Origin of the sequence: Pseudanabaena sp. PCC 6802, from assembly GCF_000332175.1 — a bacterium.
Classification (GTDB): Bacteria; Cyanobacteriota; Cyanobacteriia; order Pseudanabaenales; family Pseudanabaenaceae; genus PCC-6802.
Window position 1 is genome coordinate 1,489,368 of record NZ_KB235914.1, and the last position, 22,493, is coordinate 1,511,860.

General features: G+C 50.8%; 13 protein-coding genes. 6 read left to right on the top strand and 7 right to left on the bottom strand.

All coding sequences use genetic code 11. The annotated features are described in order from the left end of the window. The 4 genes from PSE6802_RS35345 to PSE6802_RS31965 form a co-directional block, all read right to left on the bottom strand. A partial coding sequence (locus PSE6802_RS35345; protein WP_156815503.1) for a Calx-beta domain-containing protein occupies window positions 1-6,987 on the bottom strand: 6,987 nt, incomplete at its 3' end. Between the two features lie 399 nt (window positions 6,988-7,386). After that, complete coding sequence (locus PSE6802_RS31065; protein ID WP_019500322.1) at window positions 7,387-11,547, bottom strand: FG-GAP-like repeat-containing protein; 4,161 nt, start codon at window positions 11,545-11,547, stop codon at window positions 7,387-7,389. Window positions 11,548-12,031: 484 nt separating this feature from the next. Further along, window positions 12,032-12,907, bottom strand: coding sequence for an Rpn family recombination-promoting nuclease/putative transposase (locus PSE6802_RS0112095; protein WP_019500323.1), 876 nt, complete (start codon window positions 12,905-12,907; stop codon window positions 12,032-12,034). A 90-nt stretch (window positions 12,908-12,997) separates the two neighbouring features. Next, entirely contained in the window at window positions 12,998-13,126 is a 129-nt protein-coding gene (locus tag PSE6802_RS31965) for a DUF4351 domain-containing protein (RefSeq protein ID WP_019500324.1), read from the bottom strand. Between the two features lie 53 nt (window positions 13,127-13,179). On the opposite strand from PSE6802_RS31965, the gene PSE6802_RS0112105 reads away from it, so the two are divergent. Both PSE6802_RS0112105 and PSE6802_RS0112110 read left to right on the top strand, forming a co-directional pair. Continuing rightward, window positions 13,180-14,058: a fructosamine kinase family protein gene (locus PSE6802_RS0112105; protein WP_019500325.1), complete on the top strand. Its 879-nt coding sequence runs from the start codon at window positions 13,180-13,182 to the stop codon at window positions 14,056-14,058. 12 nt (window positions 14,059-14,070) lie between these two features. After that, a complete protein-coding gene (locus PSE6802_RS0112110; protein WP_019500326.1) occupies window positions 14,071-15,147 on the top strand; it encodes a class I SAM-dependent methyltransferase in 1,077 nt (358 codons plus the stop codon). A gap of 13 nt (window positions 15,148-15,160) precedes the next feature. Here PSE6802_RS0112110 and PSE6802_RS0112115 read toward each other — a convergent pair whose 3' ends face one another. Further along, window positions 15,161-16,147, bottom strand: a complete 987-nt coding sequence (locus PSE6802_RS0112115; protein WP_225902671.1) for a DMT family transporter — start codon at window positions 16,145-16,147, stop codon at window positions 15,161-15,163. Window positions 16,148-16,726: 579 nt separating this feature from the next. Between PSE6802_RS0112115 and PSE6802_RS28775 the strand changes: the two genes are divergently transcribed. The 3 genes from PSE6802_RS28775 to PSE6802_RS0112130 all read left to right on the top strand — a co-directional run bounded on the left by PSE6802_RS28775 (window position 16,727) and on the right by PSE6802_RS0112130 (window position 19,171). After that, window positions 16,727-17,842: a sensor histidine kinase gene (locus tag PSE6802_RS28775; protein WP_019500328.1), complete on the top strand. Its 1,116-nt coding sequence runs from the start codon at window positions 16,727-16,729 to the stop codon at window positions 17,840-17,842. An 18-nt stretch (window positions 17,843-17,860) separates the two neighbouring features. Continuing rightward, entirely contained in the window at window positions 17,861-18,535 is a 675-nt protein-coding gene (locus PSE6802_RS0112125; RefSeq protein WP_019500329.1) for a response regulator transcription factor, read from the top strand. 300 nt (window positions 18,536-18,835) lie between these two features. Further along, complete coding sequence (locus PSE6802_RS0112130) at window positions 18,836-19,171, top strand: chlorophyll a/b-binding protein (protein WP_019500330.1); 336 nt, start codon at window positions 18,836-18,838, stop codon at window positions 19,169-19,171. A 23-nt stretch (window positions 19,172-19,194) separates the two neighbouring features. On the opposite strand, the gene PSE6802_RS0112135 is transcribed toward PSE6802_RS0112130, so the two are convergent. After that, the gene (locus PSE6802_RS0112135) at window positions 19,195-19,416 is read right to left on the bottom strand and encodes a hypothetical protein (RefSeq protein WP_019500331.1); all 222 of its coding nucleotides are present in this window, start codon (window positions 19,414-19,416) and stop codon (window positions 19,195-19,197) included. 313 nt (window positions 19,417-19,729) lie between these two features. Between PSE6802_RS0112135 and PSE6802_RS0112140 the strand changes: the two genes are divergently transcribed. Then, complete coding sequence (locus PSE6802_RS0112140; protein ID WP_156815504.1) at window positions 19,730-21,082, top strand: response regulator; 1,353 nt, start codon at window positions 19,730-19,732, stop codon at window positions 21,080-21,082. Here the strand turns inward: PSE6802_RS0112140 and PSE6802_RS0112145 are convergent. Beyond that, window positions 21,065-22,432, bottom strand: coding sequence for an FAD-dependent oxidoreductase (locus PSE6802_RS0112145; RefSeq protein ID WP_019500333.1), 1,368 nt, complete (start codon window positions 22,430-22,432; stop codon window positions 21,065-21,067). The two genes, PSE6802_RS0112140 and PSE6802_RS0112145, sit on opposite strands and share 18 nt — an antisense overlap. Between the last annotated feature and the right edge of the window lie 61 nt (window positions 22,433-22,493).

Below are 22,493 nucleotides of genomic sequence, written 5' to 3' on the forward strand. Positions count from 1 at the left end.
TGTGCCTGGTGCAGTTGGTATAGCGATCGGCGATCCATCTGAAGTGCTGACGAGCGTCACGGTGAAGTCCTCATCCAGCTCGTTAACAATATCTCCTCGTACCTGGATATTCAGGATCTGGCTGGTTTGTCCTGCGAAGAAGGAAAGATAACTAGAGGGGAAGAAACCGCCAAAGTCATCGACATTGGCAGGATTGGTGCCGCTGCCGCTGACGGCATAGTTTACCAGTGCAAAATTGTTGATATTGACATTGCGACTGACATTAAATGTGAAATTTTTATAGCCAGAATTACCTTCTGTTTGGCTGGCGTTGACGGCAGTTATGGCGAAGCCTGAGCGGATAACGTCGTCGTTTTGAATCGTACCAGTCGCAGTAGCGGTAGTAATGTTTGCTCCAGATGCGTCGGAGAGAGTCACCGTAAAGTTCTCATCTAGTTCGACAGTCGTGTCACCGCTGACGTTTACGGTAATCGTTTTGCTGGTCTCATTGGCAGCGAAGTTGACCGTGCCCGTGGGAAGCGTGCCACCGAAGTCAGTCGCATTGGCAGGATTCCCACCCGATCCTGCTACTGTCCATGCTGCGGAGGCAGTACCGCTGGCATCTCCGGTGCGGTTCACTGTGAAGGTGAAGGCTTTGGTGCCGCTGTTACCTTCCGTTTGGGTAGCGCTGGCATCGGCGGCGATCGCTAAGCCTGCGTCGTCGTTTTGAATCGTACCAGTCGCAGTAGCGGTAGTAATGTTTGCTCCAGATGGGTTGGAGAGTGTGACAGTGAAGTTCTCATCTGGTTCTACTGTGGTGTCACCGCTGACGTTTACGGTAATCGTTTTGCTGGTCTCATTGGCAGCGAAGTTGACCGTGCCCGTGGGAAGCGCCCCGCCGAAGTCAGCAGCATTGGCGGGATTCGCTCCCGAACCCGTCACTGCCCAATTAGCCGAGGCGGTGCTACTGTTATCGCCCGATCGCGTCACTGTGAAGGTGAAAGCTTTGGTACCGCTATTGCCTTCGGTTGCAGTGGCACTAGCATCGGCGGCGATCGCCAAATTCGCATCATCATTCTGAATCGTACCTGTCGCCGTAGCAGTAGTAATCGTGGCGGGACTGGATGGATTGGAGAGCGTGATGGTAAAGTCCTCATCGGCTTCTATTACCGTGTCGCCGTTGACTGCAACGGTGATGGTTTTGGTAGTCTCGTTGGCGGCGAAGCTCACCGTACCCGTCGTGCTGCTAAAATCAGCGACATCGGCGGGATTGGTTCCCGTTCCTGCTACTGTCCAGGCGGCTGTGGTGGTTCCACTTCTATCGCCAGTGCGGGTGACCGCGAACGTGAAGGCTTTGGTGCCGCTGTTCCCTTCCGTTTGGATGGCATTTGCCGCCGCGATCGCTAGCTCGATGTCGTTGTCGATAATCGCAACATTGCGTGTAGTTGTAGTACCGAGGACAATTCCCGCTGAGGGATTGGAAATCGTAAAGGTAGCTGTCTCTGGTCCTTCGATCGCGGTATCGTCGTTGACGTTGACCGTGAAGGATCTGGATGTTTGTCCGCTGGGAATGGTAATTTGGGTGGGAATGGTGCCCGTGAAATCGCTAGCAGTGACCCCCGTACCGCTAAGTGCCACGTTCACGGTCTGATCCCCTACCACTGCTTGCGCAGCTGTAGCAGTCACAGTAATTGCGGTTCTGCCTGCTTCCGTACCTATACTGGGTGAAACGGAGAGGTTGACAGGGACATCGTTGTCGGTAATCGCCACATTGCCGGTCGTTGTAGCACCGAGCACAATTCCCGCTGAGGGATTGGCGATCGTAAAGGTGGCTGTTTCCAGTCCTTCAGTCGCAGCATCATCGTTGATGTTGACCGTAAAGGAGCCGGATGTTTGTCCGCTGGGAATGGTAATTTGGGTGGGAATATTACCCGTAAAATCGCTAGCAGTAACCCCCGTACCGCTGAGAGCCACGTTTACAGTTTGATCTCCTGCCACGGCGCGCCCAGCCGTTGCAGTCACGGTAATTGTGGTTCTGCCTGCTTCTGTGCCCGTGCTGGGTGAAACGGAGAGATTAACGGCAGGGAAATCGTTGTCGGCGATCGCCACATTGCCAGTCGTTGTGGCACCAAGCACAATTCCCGCTGAGGGATTGGAAATCGTAAAGGTAGCTGTCTCCAATCCTTCCACTAGAGCATCGTCGTTGACGTTGATCGTGAAGGCCCCAGCTATTTGTCCGTTGGGAATGGTAATTTGGGCGGGAAAATTGGCGAAAGGAATCCCCGCTCTCGTGAAATCGCTAGGGGTAATCCCCGTACCGCTGAGAGCCAAATTCACAGTCTGATCCCCTACCACTGGTTGTGAAGCAGTAGCAGTCACAGTAATTGCGGTTCTGTCTGCTTCCGTGCCCGTACTAGGTGAAACGGAGAGATTAACGGTACGGAAATCGTTATCGGCGATCGCCACATTGCCGATCGTCGTGGCACCGAGCACTATTCCCGCTGAGGGATTAGAAATCGTAAAGGTAGCTGTCTCCAATCCTTCCACTAGAGCATCATCGTTGACGTTGACTGTGAAGGAGCTGGATGTTTGTCCGGCGGGAATGGTAATTTGGGTGGGAATGATGCCCGTGAAATCGCCAGCGGTGACCCCCGTACCGCTGAGAGCCAGGTTCACAGTTTGGTTACCTACCACTGCTTGCGACGCAGTGGCAGTCACAGTAATTGCGGTTCTGTCTGCTTCCGTGCCCGTACTGGGTGAAACGGAGAGATTGACAGCCGGAATGATGCTATCGAAGACAATCGTGCCATAGATGTCATCGTTATCGTTGACTGTGATGCCGTCACCAACCGTGGGATTGGTATTGGCATTATTGGCGGCATTGCTGCCCGCGATGGAGAATTGACCATTAGCCGTGACCGTACCGCCGAGGTTAAAGATGGCACCGCCCTTACCCTGTCCGCTATTAGCTCCAGTACCACCAGTAGCGTTGCCATTAAAAAGGTTGGTATTGGTAAGGGTAAGGCTACCGGCTCTGACGAATACAGCACCACCAAAGCCCGCGCCACCGCCACCAATAAGATTAGCAGCACTATCGCGACCGCCAGCACCACCACCAAAACCACCAGCACCAAAACCACTAATACCACTACCACCACCACCACCAAAACCACCAGTACCACCAGTACCACCAGCACCACCACCGCCACCACCAAAACCACCAGCACCAGCACCAGAAGCACTACCGCCACCGCCGCCGAAGTCGCCGCCAGCAGCACCAGCATCAACAAAACCACCACCACCGCCACCACCGCCACCACCAAAACTACCGGCCTGAGCGGGGATATTGCTCTGGCCGCCTCTAGAAGCTTCAGTAGCGCCAGTGCCACCGCCAGTTACGCCACCAGTCCCTCCAGCTCCAGTAGACGCATTACCACCGTTGCCAATCGTGCCCCCCCCGCCACCACCTGACTGGCCTGGATTGCTGCCGCCCCCGTTACCTCCATTACCTACTAAACCACCGCCACCGCCACCGAAGTTACCAGTTCCACCACCGCTTCCCCCATTACCACCAGCGCCACCGCCACCGCCACCGCCGATTAACCCACTAATATTATTAGTGCCGCCGTTACCACCGATCGCGGTGTTGCCAAGAAATGTGACGTTATCGAGCGTGACGTTACCACCGTTAATAAACAATCCCCCACCCATACCAGCACCACCGCCGCCACCAGGAACTCCAGAGCCGCCGTTGCCGCCTCTAGCCCGACCGCCTGAAATTGTGAGGTCAGACAAGGTCACTGTTCCAGATTGGACAAAGAATGGACGCACGTCTCCACTGTCGTTAATGGAATTATTGTTGACATCCCCACTGACGGTAAAATTGCCGCCGATGAATCTGATATTGCTATCGATTGTGACTTTCGGTACGGCGGTAAATCTCACGTTGGTTTGGAAAGTTACCGTATCATCGCCACTTCTGGCATTAGCTTGAGCGATCGCCCAACTCAGCGTGTTCAGCGTATCCCCCAACCCATTATCGGTAGGTTGCGTGACGATGAGGGGACTATTACTGCCAGTACCATCAATTATTGTGGCAGTGACTTGCTGCGTGCCGTTCTCTGCCCCATTCGTCACACCAGTGATATCGACGATCGCCGTCTCATTCCCTTCTGCAATGATATCGTTAATGCCAGAGAGCGTTATCGAACCCGTCATGCTACCAGCCGGGATTGTAATCGTGTTGGCGGATGAATTGTAGTCGATATCTTTGGTGGCAGTGCCGCTAAAGCCAAGATTGACCGTGACGTTCTGCGTGGAAGGGTTGGAGAGCGTCGCTGTCACCGTTGCCGCCCCTCCGTTCTCGGGGAATGGCGATCCGCTCAGACCGAGCGTGACCGTAGGAGCACTTTCGTCGTCGGCAATTGTGGCGGTAACTTGTTGCGTGCCGTTTTCTGTCCCATTTGTAACGCTAGAGATCGCGACGATCGCCGTCTCATTCCCTTCAAATGTGGCATCGTTAATGCCAACGAGGGAGATAGAACCCGTCGTCCTCCCAGCCGGGATTATAATCCTGGTGTCGACTGGGATTCTGTAGTCGGTATTTCCGGTGGCAGAGCCGCTAAAGCTGAGATTGACCGTGACAATCTGCGTCGAGGGATTGGAGAGCGTTGCCGTTACCGTTGCTACCCCTCCATTTTCGGCAAATGGCGATCCGCTCAGACCGAGCGTAACCGTAGGAGCGCTATCGTCGTCTGCGATCGTGGCAGTAACTTGTTGTGTGCCGTTTTCTGTCCCATTCGTGACGCTAGCGATATCGACGATTGCCGTCTCATTCCCTTCAAATGTGGCATCGTTAATGCCAGTGAGCGTTATCGAACCCGTCGTGCTACCAGCCGGAATTGTAATCGTGCTGGTAGATGGATTGTAGTCGGTACCTCTGGTACCAGTGCCGCTAAAGCCGAGGTTGACCGTGACATCCTGCGCGGAGGGATTGGAAAGCGTCGCCATCACTGTCGCCACCCCTCCATTTTCGGCAAATGGCGATCCGCTCAGACCGAGCGCGACCGTTGGTGGGGTATTGTTATCTGCGATCGTAACAGAGGCGGTTTCAGTACCAGCAGCACCGAGGTCATAGGTGGCGGTATCGGTAAGCGCGATCGCGACCGTTTCGCTACCTTCAGTAATCGCATCGTCAACTGGGGTAATTGTGACATCGACCGTGCTGGAACCGACCGGGATCGTGGCCGTACCTGTGAGTGTGGGGGTGTAGTCGGTGCCGTTGGTAGCCGTCCCTGCGATCGTATAGGAGACATTCAACGCGGTGCTGGTGTTGCCCGTGCGATTAATCCTGAACGTGCCGGGGTTAAGCCCTGCTTCGGCGGCATTGGGGTCGGGGGCAGCGATCGTAACGATGGGGAGAGCGGAAACCGTAGTATTGAGCAGCACCGACACGTTATTGGAAAAGAAGTTCGCCGTCGCTAGATCGGGCTTGCCATCGCCATTGAAGTCACCCGCCACCAGTCCAACAGGACGATTTCCCGTCGCGAAAGTAGTCAGGGTACTGAAGCCACCATTACCATTCCCCAATAGCACCGAGGCATTATAGAAACCAAGTCCCGCCATAGCTAAGTCAGCAGGCCCATCGCCATTGAAGTCACCCACTACCAGGGAACGAGCAACATCTCCCACTGCGAAGGTAGACTGGGCACCGAAGCCGCCACTACCATTTCCCAACAGCACCGATACATTGTTGGAGCCATCGTTCGTCACGGCTAAGTCGAGGCGACCGTCGCCATTGAAGTCTCCCACCGCCACGGAAAAAGGCTGAGTTCCTACGGCAAAGGAGGTCCGGGAAACAAAGCCGCCACTACCATTCCCCAACAGCACCGATACATTATTGGAGCCATAATTCACCACGGCTAAGTCGAGGCGACCGTCGCCATTGAAGTCTCCCACCGCTATGTCATAAGGCTGAGTTCCCACCGTGAAGGCAGTCGGTGCCACAAAGCCGCCACTACCATTCCCCAACAGCACCCATACATCGTTGGAATCGCGGTTCGCCACGGCTAAATCGAGGCGGCTATCGCCATTAAAGTCACCTACTGCCACGTTAACGGGCTGACTTCCCACCGCGAAGGTAGTTTGGGCGCTAAAGCCACCACTGCCATTCCCCAATAGCACTGATACGACATTGTCGAAATCTTCATTTGCCACGACTAAATCGGGGCGACCATCGCCATTGAAGTCTCCCACCACTACGGAATCAGGCCGACCTCCCGCCGCGAAGGTGGTCTGAGCGCTGAAGCCACCGCTACCATTTCCCAACAGCACCGATACACTGTCGCCCAAAAAATTCGTTACGGCTAAATCGGGGCGGCCATCGCCATTGAAGTCACCCACCGCCACCGAATTGGCTCCAGATCCAGCAGTGAAGGTGGTTTGGGCACTGAAACTCACCAGCACGCCTGGATATACCTGACAGGTCCGATCGCTAAAGGCAAGCGTTTCCAGTCGGTTGCCATGGCGATCCTCTAGCTGCCAGTTACCACCCAGGTCTGCACGACCGACTTTTCCCGTAGCCGCCGCCACCCTCGCTCCAGTTTGTTCGCTGAGTTGGGCAATCAGATCTCGATCGCATCCCACTTCGCAGGCATAGAGGGCAAGTTCGCTAATTCCCCAAGTTTGGAACTGCTCCTGATACTGGTTCAGATTGCCTCGATCCAGTCTGCCATTGCCCAGGTGCAATCGCCCAACCCCATCCTCATAACTGCCATGACAAACAACGTGCAGCGCTGAAACGGGTTGCTGTGTTGCCTGCCTTAATGCCAATCGGCGGCTAATTTGAGTGAGACTGTCTTCGCGATCGCCCAACAGTAACACCTCAGCGCCTGGTTGCAACCCCGACATCAGTACTTCAGGATCTTTGACATTTGAGGCGATCGCCACCAGCATGTTTGTTTTGGGAGAGACAATCTGGTTTTGCAGAGCAGGTTGGGAGATGTTCACGATCGAAGCCTCGTTAATCTAGAATAAGGGCAGCAATTGCCATATATTATCCCCAAATAACGATTGATACCCCATTCTTTTCACTAATTCTTAATCACAGCGATCGCCAGCCTTTATCAGCTATTTGTACTAGGAATCCGTTACCTTTAGATAAGCGATCGCTATAGCGTTTTTCAATTGAGAACGGATTTTATTGACGGGGTGAAGGGGTGGAACCCCTTCTTGGGGGCAACGCCCCCAAACCCCCTTCTCGTTTTCATCTGAAAACCGCTATATACCCGCGTTTGCCTGATATCGCTTAGTTGAAACATTGCCTCTATCTCATGCTGACTTAACTTAGAAAACTTCGACACTAAAACTGTCTCTAGCGATCGCCCCTTATTTCGCATCAGCCTGGGCTTAAACCGCAATGAAAGAGAGTGCTGTGGGAACGTTACCCTGCACCACGGCAACCAGATCCGAGCCGAGATAAAGCGCCGTGCCGGAAGCGATCCCTGGCGGTCTGGCTCCACCAATCGTCAATGGTTCGCTCGCATGGACTTGAATCAGATCGCCAGCACCAAAGTCAGTAATGAGGGCATAGTCGGATATCCCATTACCAAGGTAGTAAGTTCTGGTGCTATCAGCCAGGATAAAGCGATCGCTTCCTGTTCCGCCAGTTAATCTATCGATTTCTCCCTGTCCAAATCCACTGGTGGGATCGACTCCATTCAGCGTGTCATTTTCAGTGCCACCCAGCAGAGTATCGTTACCCAAGCCTCCAGTCAGAAAATCGTTACCCGCTCCGCCATCAATGGAATCATTCCCTGCTAGACCGGATAACGTATCGGAACCTGCTAAGCCCGAAATCGTGTCATTGCCTGCACTGCCAGTGAGAGGATCGTTGCCTGCACTACCGACAATAATGTCGTCGTTGATAATCGTACCTGTTGCAGAGCTAGTACCAATAATCGCTCCATTGGTCGCGTTTGAGAGAGTAACCAAAAAGGTCTCATTTGGTTCTACTACCGTATCACCGCTGACATTGACTGTGACAACCTTACTGGTCTGCCCTGCGGTAAAGCTTAGTATATTTGAGGCTAGCGTACCGCCAAAATCAGTCGAGTCGGCACTTATACCGCTTACTGTCCAGCTCACATTATTTACACCTGTCGTATCGCCTGTGCGCGTCACTGTAAACGCGAACGCCTTATTCCCAGAATTGCCTTCGGTTTGATTGGCATTCGTAGCTGCGATCGCAAATGTAGGCACGGTATCATCATTGAGAATCGTACCCGTAGCACTAGCCGTAGCGAGCGTAGTACCAGGGGTAGGGGCTGAAAGAGTAACTGTGAAGCCCTCATCTGCCTCTAGCAAGATATCTCCTTTGACATTCACTGTAATAACTTGACTAGTTTGACCGGCGGTAAAGTTCAAAGTGCCGCTGGGCAAAGTAGTGCCAAAATCTGCGACATTGGCGGGATTCCCTCCACTACCCGCAACCGCCCACTTGACGGAAGTGGTGCCTGTGGTATCGCCACTGCGCGTCACTGTAAAAGTAAAGGGTTTGTTCCCAGTATTTCCTTCGGTTTGGATGGCATTTGTGGGCGCAATCGCCAAATTCACGAGATCGTCATTTTGAATCGTGCCCGTAGCTTTGGCATTGGTAATTGTGGCTCCTCCAGTGGGAGTAGATAGGGTGACGTCGAAATTCTCATTTGGTTCAAATGTGGTATCGCCATTGACATTAACTGCGACCGTCTTGCTTGTCTCACCTGCCGCAAAGCTAACAATGCCTTTGGGCAAGGCATTACCAACGAAATCAGCCGCATTAGTGGGATTAGTGGTGCCACCCGTCACTGCCCAGTTGACATTAGTGCTGCCCGTGGTGTTGCCGCTGCGGGTGACTGTAAAGGTGAAGGCGGTGCCACCGCTATTTCCTTCTGCTTGCACGGCGGTAGGATCGGCGGCGATCGCCAGACTCGTATCGTCATTGAGAATCGTCCCCGTAGCACTACCAGTGGCAATCACAGCATTATTCGTGGGGTTAGAGAGAGTAACGCTAAATCCTTCGTCTGGTTCGGCGATCGCATCTCCCTTGACATTGACCGTCACCACCTTGCTAGTCTGACCGGGGGTAAAACTCACGGTGCCTGCGGGAAAAGCCGTCCCGAAATCTGTCGCATTGGCGGGATTAATACCGCTACCCGTCACCGCCCAGTTGACGCTGTTACTACCAGCGGTATTGCTGGAGCGGGAGATAGTGAATGTGAAAGCCTTGGTACCGGTATTACCCTCAGTTTGGCTAGCATTTGTGGGCGCGATTGAGAATGAAGGAGCCTCATCGTCAGCAAGCGTGGCGGTTACCTGTTGCGTGCCACTTTCTGTTCCATTTGTGACATTTGTGATATCAACAATCGCCGTCCTATTACCTCTAAATACCGTGTCATTGATGCCAGTGAGTGATATCGCACCTGAAGTGTTACCAGCCGCGATCGCAATCGTGCTGGCGGATGGATTGTAGTCGGTGCCATTGATGGCAGTGCCGGTAAACCCGAGATCTACCGTAACATCCTGTGTGGAGGGATTGGAGAGTGTGGCTGTCACTGTCGCTATGCCTCCATTCTCAGAAAATGGCGATCCGGTTAGACCGAGCGTGACAGTTGGCTGGGCATCGTTGTCAGCGATCGTGACGGTAGCGGTTTCGGTACCAGCCGCGCCAAGGTCGTAGGTGGCAGTATCGACGAGTGTGAGGATAGCAGTTTCGCTACCTTCAAAAATGGCGTCGTCAACAGGCGCGATTGTAACATCAGTGAAACTGGAACCAATAGGAATCGTAGCTGTACCCGCGAGCGTGGGGGTGTAGTCGGTGCCATTGGTAGCAGAACCCGCAATCGTATAGGTGACATCCAACGGAGTGGTGGTGTCGCCCGTGCGGCTAATCCTGAACGTGCCAGGGTCGCTGCCTGCCTCGGCGGCGTTAGGGTCGGTGGCAGCGATCGTAACAACAGGCAGAGTCGTAGTATTGAGCAGCACCGACACATTGTTGGCATCACGGTTCGACACGGCTAAATCGGGGCGGCGATCGCCGTTGAAGTCCCCCACCGCCACGGAGACAGGACTAGCTCCCGTCGCGAAGGTGGTCTGGGCCGCGAAACCACCACTGCCCGTACCCAATAGCACCGATACAGTGTTGGAAGTAAGGTTCGACACGGCTAAATCAGGGCGGCTATCGCTATTGAAGTCCCCCACCACCACGGAATTAGAAAAACTTCCCGTTGCGAAGGTGGTCGGGGCAGAAAACCCGCCACTGCCATTCCCCAATAGCACTGATACAACACCGCTGAAGGTGAAGAGCGCCACCGCCAGATCGGGGCGGCTATCGCCATTGAAGTCCCCCACTGCCACGGAATTAGGGTTATTACCCGCCACGAAGGTAGTCGAGGCAGCGAACCCGCCACTGCCATTGCCTAGTAGCACTGATACAGTGTTGGAATTGTGGTTCGCCACCGCCAGATCGGGGCGGCTATCGCCATTGAAGTCCCCCACCGCCACGGAACTAGGAGCCCTGTCCCCCACCGCGAAGGTGGTCTGGGCAGAGAACCCGCCACTGCCATTCCCCAGTAGCACTGATACATTGTTGGAATTGAAGTTCGCCAGCGCCAGATCGGGACGGCTATCGCCATTGAAGTCCCCCACCGCCACGGAAAAAGGAAAACTTCCCGCCGCGAAGGTGGTCTGGGCAGAGAACCCGCCACTGCCATTCCCCAGTAGCACTGATACATTGTTGGACCTGCTGTTCGCCAGCGCCAGATCGGGGCGGCTATCGCCGTTGAAGTCCCCCACCGCCACGGAAAGAGGACTATTTCCCGTCGCAAACGTGGTCTGGGCAGAGAACCCGCCACTGCCATTCCCCAGTAGCACTGATACATTGTTGGAATTGAAGTTCGCCACCGCCAGATCGGGACGGCTATCGCCATTGAAGTCCCCCACCGCTACGGAATAAGGATTACTGCCCGCTGCGAAGGTAGTCTGGTTACTGAAGCTTACCAGCACTCCTGGATAGGTCTGACAGGTCTGTTCGCTAAAGGCAAGGGTTGCTAAAATTCTGCCATCTCGATCCGCTAGCTGCCAGTTGCCCCCCAGCGCAGCATTTCCCACCTTGCCCGTAGCAGCAGCTACCCTTGCCCCAGTTTGTGCGCTCAAATTGGCGATAAAATCTCGGTCTTGACCCACTTCACAGGCATAGAGCACAAGCTCGCTTACTCCCCAAGTTTGGAGTTGCTCCTGATACCGGGCAAAGTTACTTTGATTGAGAACTACATTGCCCAGATGTAATTGCCCATTGCCCTGATGATACGAACCATGACAAACCAGATGCAGGGTTTGGGCGGGTTTTACTGCCAAGATGCGGCTAATTTGAACGATGCCGTCTTCGCTGTCATTCAGCAGTACTACTTCAGTCCCAGGCAGCACTCCTGAAATTAGCACCTGAGGGTTTTCGACATCGGCGGCGATCGCCAGCATATTTGCTTTGGGGGAGGCAATCTGGTTTTGACGAGCAGCTTGGGGGATGTTCATAATTGAAACCTGGTTAATCTGGACAAAGGAATATCAAGCGCTATGTTTTCACAAATAACGATTGATACCAAATCCTGGGTTGTTAACCCTTTGATTTGAAAGCCTACACTTGCTAATTTCTATTGATGGCTCAAGTCTTTAGCGTTTAGATCCAAATGGGGGCAATCCGTGTGGATTTGGGATGAGGTTCATCATAAATGGGTTAGCGTGTTGCCCACATCTAATAAATGTCATTTCCAGACCGTTACAAATGTCATGACATGCCCATTACATTTATCACAATTAAAGACTCTTTGTGTCATCCTTACTTAATTGTGGAGGTGCTATCAGGCCTACTGTCTGTGCTGCTTACTTGACCGTCTACCGCTCCGACACTAACCTCAGTAGATGCCACCGCAGTCTTTTTATCTTGTCGGTGGTTCTGCGGTACCGTACTTTTAGTTTTTCACTGCTGTAATGGCTTGCAAAATCTCTCTCATAAATCTCAGCGCTCTGCAAATCTAACCTCTAACCAGCGATCTAAATCAGAGATATTCTCAAAATCCAGCAGTGCTTCACCCAAATCTTCTAGTTGTTCGAGTTCGAGATTATCGATCGCCTGGACATAGCGATCGCTCAGCTTGCCAAAACGTTTGGAGAACTGACGCAGTAATAATCTAGCTTCGCCTTCTTGCCTGCCTTCTTGCCTGCCTTCTTGCCTACCTTCTTGCCTGCCTTCTTGCTTAGCCTCTTGATATACCCGCGTTTGCCTGATATCGCTTAGTTGAAACATTGCCTCTATCTCCTGCCGACTTAACTTAGAAAACTTCGACACTAAAACTGTCTCCAGCAATTCTATGATACCTTGCCGAACTGCTGCATCGGTAATCTCAATCCTGGTGCGTTGCATTATTTCTGTGACTAGTTCTGAGGCACGTTTCTCCTGACTGACGATTAGTTCAATCAAATTAATTGCGATTGACCCTGGGGGCAACTCGTCAAGGTAGATGCGGACGATCCGACCACTGGCAATCAATTCTTGCTGATAACCAGACAATGTCTCGGGTTCCAGGTTGCGTTTAGCAAATATGGCGACAGCCTGCCAATCTTGAACTGGTTTGTATTGATTGAGGTAGATATTAATTTCGGCAATTAGCTCCCAATAGAATTCTGGCTTGTTTTGACTCTGAACTTCCACAAAATAAATGGGTTTCTCCACGCTGTCGGGCATAAAGATGCCATCGAAGCGAAATGCTTTTTCTTTAACCTCGACTGAGGTGAATTGATAGCCATTCGCATTCTCTAATGGTTGACCGAGCAGCTCAAACAGCAGGGAATGGAATGTGAGAAAGAGTTGGTAGAAGATCGTATCAGTTCGCATTGACTGATTTTAGCATGGGGCGATCGGGGGCATCCCAATTTTGCCCCCTCTGCCTCTGGCACCTCCTCTTGGCAAGGGAAGGATGGGTGGTTAGCGATCGCATTCCTCCAGGTTAGCGAAATCCAGGAGAACAAGACCGAATTCTTCGAGCTGTTCGACCGCAAGATTATTGATGCGTTCGGTAGTGCGATCGCTCGGTACGTCAAATCGTTTAGTCAAGAGATGGGCGACTCTGTTATGCTAATTTGTCGTGCGTGCAAACTTCCTTTTCCATGTGGACTGAAATTACCAAACATATATCCCAATCGACAGGTCGGCAATTTGGCAGCGATCGCGACTTCGATCGCCAATCGGTGAGTGGTGGCAGTATCAACCAGGCATATCTGATTCGAGATCGCTACCAGCAGTACTTTGTCAAAGTCAATACTGCGAGTAAAGTTGCCATGTTTGAAGCAGAAGCGATCGCGTTGCGGCAAATGTATACTACGCAGACGATCCGCGTGCCGCAACCGATCTGCTGGGGTGCAGCCGAGCGCTCCGCTTATATCGTCATGGAGTGGCTGGAACTGGGTGGTGCGGGCAACTGGGAATTAATGGGGCAAAATCTGGCGGCGCTGCATCGCATTACCAGTCCGGATGGGTTTGGCTGGCAGCAAGCCAACACGATCGGCTCCACGCCCCAAATTAATACGTGGACGAGAAATTGGGTCGAATTCCTCACCCAGCACCGTTTGGGTTATCAACTCCAGCTAGCCCGAAAACGGGGATTTAACTCCAGCGTGCCCGATCGGGATTTATTTGATGCCATACCGCATCTGTTTCAGGACTATCAGCCCCTACCATCTATGGTGCACGGCGATTTGTGGGGCGGCAATGCAGCTTTTAGCCGCGATCGCGAACCCGTCATTTTCGATCCGGCTTTATATTTCGGCGATCGCGAAGTCGATATTGCCATGACCGAGCTATTTGGTGGATTTCCCGCCCAATTTTACCAAGCCTACGATCGGGCTTTCCCTTTAGATTCTGGATACAAACGGCGCAAAACCGTCTACAATCTTTACCACATTCTCAACCATTTCAACTTATTTGGCGGTGGCTACGGCCATCAAGCCAACCGCGCGATCGAGCAGATATGCACATATTCGTTCTAGGAGAAAGGATCTTTGGTTTCACAAGCACCGCAACCCAACCAACCATCACCAATCGTCACCGATGCCAAAATTTTAGGTCAGACCGCTACTTACAGGGTAAAACATCTGACCAGCGTGGCAGGGGAGCTGATTATCCCATGCATTCCCAGCTTTCTGGACTACTACGTCCAGCAGATCTCCGGGCTGTTCGTAGCGCTAGGCCAAACTTTTTCCGCCGATGAATTGGCCGATCTCAGAACGGCGATCGCCAAAAAATTAGAGGAGGGATTTAATGCCTCCCCCGATTCTAAACTGGCCTTTCGATATGAATTAGCTAATCTCGAATTAGGTCTAAATGGGGGATTACAGCTCAGCGTCAACCTCCGCACGCCAACCACAGAAGAGACATATGAAGAATGGACGAAAACGCGGGAGGGGCCTTTATTTGGCAGTCATCCCGATGCCAAAGTGATGGCGGTTATCAAAGAATTAGGCGATCCTGCCAATGCCCCTATTCTCGATGTGGGTGCGGGCACCGGTCGCAATGCCATACCCCTGGCGAAGCTGGGCTTTCCCGTGGATGCCCTGGAGTTAGCGCCAGCATTTGCCACGCGCCTGAGTAACATGGCGGTCGCGGGCGACCTATCCATTAACACAATTACAGGCAACGTCATCGATCCCAACATCCCACTGAAGTCATCGCATTACAAGCTCGCGATCGCGTCGGAAATAGTTTCTCATTTCCGCAACTTAGAACAGGTGCGTCAGTTCCTCGTCCGCATGTGCGATGCGATTCAACCTGGTGGATTGCTGTTATTCAGCTCTTTCCTGGGATTGCCGGGTTATGAACCAACCACGTCCGTGCGCGAACTATCTCAAGTTCAATGGTCTTTCATCATCACGCCTAAAGAGATGCTAGGGGTGATGGCTGGTCTACCACTACAGGTACTTTCTAACGAGTCGGTTTTCCTCTACGAACAGGAACATCTACCAGCAGAAGCATGGCCGCCAACCAAATGGTTCCAAAATTGGGCTATAGGGAAGGATGTATTCCTCGCCGATCGAGAAGCACCAATTTCCCTACGTTGGGTTCTCTGTCGCCGCACGTAGGGATAGGAGAATTTCAAACTCCTTTAAAGCCAACTTCCATATCCATCGCGATCGCCACGGGCATGCGTGTAGCGGCGCGATCGCTCATGCGCGATATGCCAATTTGCCCCAGTACGATGCCGAGCAAAATTAAACTGCCGCCAATGTATTGAGCCATATTCGGCACCTCACCTAAAATAAAATAAGCGCCCAATATGCCTGCGATGGGGTTAAACGAGTTAGCGAGCGAAACCTCCGACGCTGTGGATTTCCTTAATCCCATAAACCATGCCAACTGACCCCCAACAACGATAACAGCACTGTAAACCAGCATCCATTGCCAGAGGAATGGAGAGAAGACATCCATGAAATGTTCCACTCCGTAGAGTTTGAGGACTACACAAAAGAAAACTAAAGTTCCAACTAACATTCTAAAAACGCTGAAAATACCTAATGGAATGCGACTGAGCTGCACTTTGCTGATAATTGCCGATACAGCTAGAGCTAGAGCCGCGATCGCGATCGCGAGTTCGCCTTTACCCAAACTAAAACCTACTTGTTGGAGTAAAACGGTAAGGGCTGCTCCCATAAACGCGGCGATCGCGCCAGCTACAACCCAGATGTTAACTTTAGCGCGAAGCAACCAGACGGACAGGGCAAGCGCGATCGGTGGTTCGATCCGCCCGATCAACACCACATTATTCACTGCAGTCAGCTCTAAACCTGAGAAAATCAAGGCAGGTGCTAAAGCCCCGCCCAGAAGCGCCACAATTGTTAATGCCATCCAGTCTTTCCAAGTTATGCGCTTTAACCGTTGGGCATTTAATTCGCGGTGATAAATTAAGATCAGAACTATTAGCGCGCACAGATTGCCGACGAACAAGCTATTGCAAAAAGAAATGGGATTTCTCCCTTCCACGAGATGTTGCGCGCCGAGGGTGTGGAGTTGGCGCGTTACGGCATTTGCCGCCCCAAAAATGAGCGTGGCGATTGCCAGATAAGCTCTGCTTGGGAATTGCATAATTAGAGTAATTAGTTTAGGCATAAGCCAGGAGAAGTGGAACGTTAGTTCTATTAAAGGCGATTACCATTAGCGATCGCTGAGAAGTAGATTTATCTTGCTTGCTGTTTTTTCTCAGCAAAAACTCAGATTTTAATTATGCGTATTTCATCATATATCTAACTACTACAGCTAAAGTTAAATATATAGCTATAGCCAATAGGTTTAGGATGGGGTGCAGGGGTTCCACCCCTGCGTGGGGGCACAGCCCCCACACCCCCTGTCCTAACAGATCTGTCTACGGCTATATTAGGAATAGAGAGAAACAGTAATCTATGCTTATCTAGCACCCTCACAGTTAAGAGTTGCGCAGACAGAACTCCCACTTTATTTTTCTTCAGCTTAGGGGGTGATGGTTTCAGTATATAGCGGTTTTCAGATGAAAACGAGAAGGGGGTTTGGGGGCGTTGCCCCCAAGAAGGGGTGGAACCCCTTCACCCCAAAAATAAAACCCGTTCTCAAGTGAAAACCGCTATATTTTGCTAAACGTGGATCGCCTGAGGAACAATTCGAGATACTTAATGCAAGCAATGTAATGATATGTTGACAAGGTATGGGAGAAAAATTTATCGGATTAAATATTGGTTGCTCCGTTACCTTAAACAGCTACCATTACAGATTTCATTGCCAATAGGGATATCGATCGTTACTATTTTAGGAACGGTAACTGTGGTTGGCTACGTTCACTGGGAAATGCAAATCCTGATGCATGCAAGTCAGACACATAGTTCATCTGCTAGAATAGCGGAGATGAACAAAAGGATCTCCCAAGCTAGCGCGCTTGCGATAATTGGTACGAGCGTAGGGAGCTTTTTCTATACCAAGTCAATACTAGCACTTCGCAGGGTCGATCGGATATCGACTGAATCAGTGCCGGAATCCAATCCCCAAGTTAGCTCAAAAACCTTACCGGATCGGCTAAAAACAATGGATAATGCCGATCGCAATGCTGACAATCGCATCTCCAGACTGCAAGAGCAACAGCAGCAGTTAATCGATATTATTTCCCATGAACTACGAACTCCACTCACAGTTGTGTATGGCTATCTACAAAGTGCATTACGACGCAGCAATAATCTTACCTCCGCTCAACGCAAAGGCTTAGAGATTGCGACGCAGGAAACAGATCGTACAATAAAATTACTCCAGGAATTATTAGAACAGGGACGGTTAGATAATGACTATACCGACTTCGATTGGGAAAATCTCGATCTGAATATATTAGTTATGGAGGTGGTAGAGATGGTGCGCGACTCACCGATGCCGATGCCGAGTATTACGCTTGAGGTATTTAACTCGCCAATTACGATCGCGGGTGATCGCACGAGACTCAAGCAGGCAGTCATGTGGATAATCGATTACATGCTCGATCGGTCTAACCCACAATCCGATATCTCGATCGGGCTGGATCTGAAAGGCAATCGAGCTATCCTCCAAATTAGCGATCGCAGTCGCGATATTCCATTAGAAGAACAGGCGAACCTGTTTGACCGCTTTTACCGCATCAATGTTGCTCGACCTGCTGCCGCCTCTGGCGGCGATCGCAGTTTGGCAACAGCTAAAATGTCGATTGAGGGAATGAACGGAACGATTGCAGTGCGATCGCGTTGCGGTGAAGGCAGTACGTTCACAATTAGTTTACCAGCCGTAGTTTAGGGCTAAGTTAAGAACACTATGACCAGTCATATTCTCTTAGTTGAAGACGAAGTTAAACTCGCTCGATTTGTCGAACTAGAGTTAAGCTGTGAGGGATACCGCATCAGCGTCGCTCACGATGGGTTAACGGGGCTGATGATGGCACGAGAATCATCTCCCGATTTGCTCGTACTGGACTGGATGCTACCTGGCTTGACCGGATTAGAAGTCTGCCGTCGTTTGCGCGCTACGGGTAGCGACGTACCAGTCATTCTCTTAACCGCAAAAGATGAAATTAGCGATCGCGTTGCCGGTCTTGATGCTGGGGCTGATGATTATGTCGTGAAGCCCTTTAGCATTGAGGAACTGCTGGCGAGAATCCGCGCCCATCTACGGCGCACCCACGAACCGGATCGAGATATCTTGGAATTTGAGGACTTAACTCTGAATCGACGCACGCGCATGGTGCATCGAGGGGAAAGAGAAATCGAATTGACAGCGAAGGAGTTCGATCTGCTGGAATATTTAATGACAAATCCGCGCCAGGTCATGACCCGCGACCAAATTTTAGAGAAAGTTTGGGGATATGACTTTATGGGCGACTCCAATATCATCGAAGTCTATATCCGCTATTTGCGCCTCAAGTTGGAAGCAAATAATGAGAAGCGCCTGGTTCACACCGTTCGCAGCGTTGGATACGTACTGCGGACTTGAACTCTTCTCCAATTCCTCCTTTTCTCAAAAAGGAGAAAAGGGCAGCTTCTGCACTGATGCCCGGAATTATAGCGTTTTTCAATTGAGAACAGGTTTTATTGACGGGGTGAAGGGGTAGAACCCCTTCTTGGGGGCAACGCCCCCAAACCCCCTTCTCGTTTTCATCTGAAAACCGCTATAACCTGGCGATCGCTCGTCGCTTTGCTGCTCGCCCAGCGATTATTTCCTGCGACAGATTTACAATACTTAACAAAACTTGACATAATTTTCGCAAGCTTAGAAACGAACGGCAGGAAGTTTATGACCACCAATATTGCTACTAACTCAACCACCAGCACAACCATCAACAAGATTAATCTGGACGAACTCAACGTCAATCCATCCGGTCAGGGCGTATTTGGTTTCAGTAACTTTGCCGAAATCTGGAACGGTCGGATGGCCATGCTTGGATTCCTGGCAGCACTAGCTAGCGAAGTAGTAACTGGCAAGGGAATTTTGGGGCAAATTGGTATTAACACCACAGGTGGCGGCATTTTAGTCGCCTTGTTCCTCACTGGCTTCACCGTTGCCACTACGCTTGGCTACTATGCCGTGAAACTCAACCAAGTTAAGGGCAATGAGCCAAAGAATCAATAGAACTTATACCAAATCCTGGTTTGCTAACCCCTTTTTACTTGAAGTCCGCGCAGGCAGATTTTGTTTGTGCAGCCGCGACTGCCAGTCGCCAGCCAATAAGGGGTAATTAATGCGGATTTGGTATTGCCCGACATGGTGTAGGGCAGGTTTGATTGTGGATTGTTAGATCGATCGCACAGATCGTGCGATCGCGATCGCATACAGCAGGTCAGAATGCGGTCAATATATATATCGAGATAGAGCATTCAAGATTACCCCTGGCAACTCTAGCCAGGGATTTTTTTTGAGTTATAGCTGTCACCGCCGGGTTTAGGAGGGGGTGCGGGAGTGGAACGCGGCTTCGGAATTTGTCCAAATCGCTCTTTCTTTTTATTCTTCATGAATAATGCGGGTTCTTTACGATTTCATTACCTTTTCCTTACTGGTTACTTACTATCTTTTGTTAGTCTGAGGTCATCGCTGAGTCTTAGGGGTGCAAAATTCTAAGTTTTGTCGCCTTAGTACCCCTACGACTGTGTCGCTGAATTATTTAACTTAATATTATTCTATGTTGCAATTATGTCTAACATGACTTCAGGAGCTTCCAAAGCTCGTTCTATTTCAGTGTGGCAGGAAGATCGTGAGGGAACCATCTTTACGGATAGTCAGAGTCTGGCTAAGGGTTCTCCTCTAAAAATTTTAGACGAGCTTTGTCGCGATCGAGTAACTGGGCTGGTTCGCTTAAACAGCGATCGGATTAGTTGGATCGTGCGGTTAGAGAATGGCATGGTGACCTATGTCAATAATTCAGCTGAACCATTTGAGCGCCTGCTTGGTAATTTATCTCGTTTGAGATTGGAAGTTCCATGTTTAACTAAGGAACTGTTTTCTGAGCTACGCTCCATGTTTAAGCATGTTTCCCATCCTATTAACCAGGATACTGGCAATCCCAGCTTCCAAACTAATGATTATTCAGCCCTGTGCTGGTTAGTAACTCATCAATATCTCACGGATGATCGCGCATCTTTAGTTATTCAAGGCTTAGTATTAGAATCCATCGAGCCTCTATTTTGGTTAGAAGAAGTCAGCTATGAATATATTAGCCAGATTGGTAGTCCACTCACGCTTTGCAGGCTAGATTTCACCAACCTGGCAATGCAATGCTTCCAAAGATTGACTTATTGGCAGCTACTCTCACCTCACATCCAGTCAGTATATCAACGTCCCTACTTTTTTGGGCCAACCGAGCAGCAAAAGAAGCTACTGCCCGAGCTACAGTTGCATCAAAAATTTAGCTCCATTCTGCATGGCTTTAGCTTTAGACATCTAGCTACCTTGTTGAAAAAAGACGAACTGAAACTAGCTGCCAGTTTAATACCTTTCATTACTGAGGAAATAATAGTTTTAAGGGATCCCGAAGAACCTTTCGATCGCCTACCCAAAATCCCATCTACTATCCCACATGCATTCCAAGAATTTGCACTTCGGTTGATTAATGGTGGTCGAGGTGAAGAGAATAGCGATCGCGAAGAACCCCTGACACCAGAGTTAGATACTGCGATCGGTCAAACTCCTACGTATAAGGTTGTTTGTGTAGACGACAGCCCCGCAGTACTTAGAGAGATCCATCGCTTCCTAGATGATAACGATTTTGAGGTATTTTCATTTGAAGATCCGCGCAAAGCGATGGTACAAATTCAAAAGATTAAGCCCGACCTCATTTTGCTAGACATAATGATGCCTCAGATTAATGGTCACGATCTTTGCAAGTTTCTACGCAAGAATCCTGCCTTAAAGCAGACACCCATTGTGATGATTACGGGGAATCTGATGGATCGCGCTAAGGCAAGTCTAGCTGGTGCTACGGATTATCTGCCGAAGCCTTTTAGCCAGGCTGAACTGTTACGAAAGACTTTAAGCTTGCTGAGCTAGGTCTGGCGATCGAATATCCCATTGTCGCCGCCAGTTAAACCATCTCTCTAGCCATCTTTGTTTGCGGAGATTGCGGCTGTAAATCTGTTCGTCTAGTTTGACTGCCAATTGGGCGATCGGGCTTGGTACTGCATCCGACAGGCGCGATAGTTGGTAGATATTTAGTTTTGAGTGCATGGCGATCGCAACTGTTTCAATCAGAGAAATCGCATTACTCCCAACCGCATGCGCTCCGACAATTTTGCCATTGTGCCGACAGAGCAACTTGTACGATCCAGGATTTTCTCCATCAGTCTGGTGTAAAACATATAAATCCTGACCGTATTGCAATCTTGCCTCAATTTCATTCATGCCTACACTGGCATTGGGGGGTGACATGGCGATCGCCTGCGGTACCATTGCTCGATCTTGTTTTGCAACTTTGGCGATGGGCAGAAATAGGGTATTTGTGAGAATGGTATGTATATCCGTGCGATGTTGGCAAATATAGATGCGACGATTTGTAGTTTGTCGCTTGCGATTTACGCGGATCTCGCCCACTGAAAAAGAGATGCCCGCACGCGCCAGATTGAGCTGATTTTCCCAACGATCGTAGGGAGCTTGCAGATAGTTGAGATGCCATGAGGGCAGTAGAATCTGTTCGTAGCGAAAGGTAAGATCGCCCGCCCACACCTGATAGGTAGAGCGCTCTAGCTTGGTAACGGCGGTAATGCGCGTAGAGGTGTAAATCTTTGCTCCATCAACTTCCAATTGTGCCTGTAAGATTCTGGCAATCTCCACATCCAGATCGGCCAGGATATGGGGGCCATCTGTGAATAGAGCAACCTGATATCCCAGGCGACAGAGGATTTGGGCGATCGTGCAATCGATCGCTCTACCACCAATGACAGCTACTTGTTTTGGTAATTTATCCAGATGCAGCAAATGCTCGTAGGTTAATGGCGCAATCTCATCCAATCCCATAATCTGACGTAATTGCGGCGGGCGATCGCCAGCGATCGCAAAAGCTCGCGCCCGGATGTCTCGCGATGATGGAGCGGCGGTGGTAAAGGTAGCGCGATCGCTAAATTGTCCCGTTCCCAAAATTACATCCACACCTAGTGCCTGTAAGAATTCCAGTCGATTGTAGGCATACAGGTCTTGCTGAGTGCGGGCGATCGCTTGAGGAAATTGCTCGGGCGGCGTGCGATCGCGCAACATTTGCCCCAAGCAAGCCAGGAGATGCTCGAATTCGAGAGCGCTGGCTTCAGTCACTAATGCGACTCTTGCCTTGAGTTGCGCGGCTCGCTGTGCCAACAACACAGCTTTTTCACCATTACCAATAATCGCCAGATCGTAATCGACAGCCATAATTAATTTACTTAACCTATGCGGATTATGCGGATTATGTTCCTCGCCCCTAACCCGTCTC

What these genes read in the sequence shown, in the direction of transcription:
- PSE6802_RS31065 (WP_019500322.1), bottom strand. Translation starts at nt 11,547, where the DNA reads ATGAACATCCCCCAAGCTGCTCGTCAAAACCAGATTGCCTCCCCCAAA.
- PSE6802_RS0112130 (WP_019500330.1), top strand. Translation starts at nt 18,836, where the DNA reads ATGACCACCAATATTGCTACTAACTCAACCACCAGCACAACCATCAAC.
- PSE6802_RS28775 (WP_019500328.1), top strand. Translation starts at nt 16,727, where the DNA reads ATGTTGACAAGGTATGGGAGAAAAATTTATCGGATTAAATATTGGTTG.
- PSE6802_RS0112135 (WP_019500331.1), bottom strand. Translation starts at nt 19,416, where the DNA reads ATGCTCTATCTCGATATATATATTGACCGCATTCTGACCTGCTGTATG.
- PSE6802_RS0112125 (WP_019500329.1), top strand. Translation starts at nt 17,861, where the DNA reads ATGACCAGTCATATTCTCTTAGTTGAAGACGAAGTTAAACTCGCTCGA.
- PSE6802_RS0112105 (WP_019500325.1), top strand. Translation starts at nt 13,180, where the DNA reads ATGTGGACTGAAATTACCAAACATATATCCCAATCGACAGGTCGGCAA.
- PSE6802_RS0112095 (WP_019500323.1), bottom strand. Translation starts at nt 12,907, where the DNA reads ATGCGAACTGATACGATCTTCTACCAACTCTTTCTCACATTCCATTCC.
- PSE6802_RS0112145 (WP_019500333.1), bottom strand. Translation starts at nt 22,432, where the DNA reads ATGGCTGTCGATTACGATCTGGCGATTATTGGTAATGGTGAAAAAGCT.
- PSE6802_RS0112115 (WP_225902671.1), bottom strand. Translation starts at nt 16,147, where the DNA reads ATGCAATTCCCAAGCAGAGCTTATCTGGCAATCGCCACGCTCATTTTT.
- PSE6802_RS0112140 (WP_156815504.1), top strand. Translation starts at nt 19,730, where the DNA reads ATGTCTAACATGACTTCAGGAGCTTCCAAAGCTCGTTCTATTTCAGTG.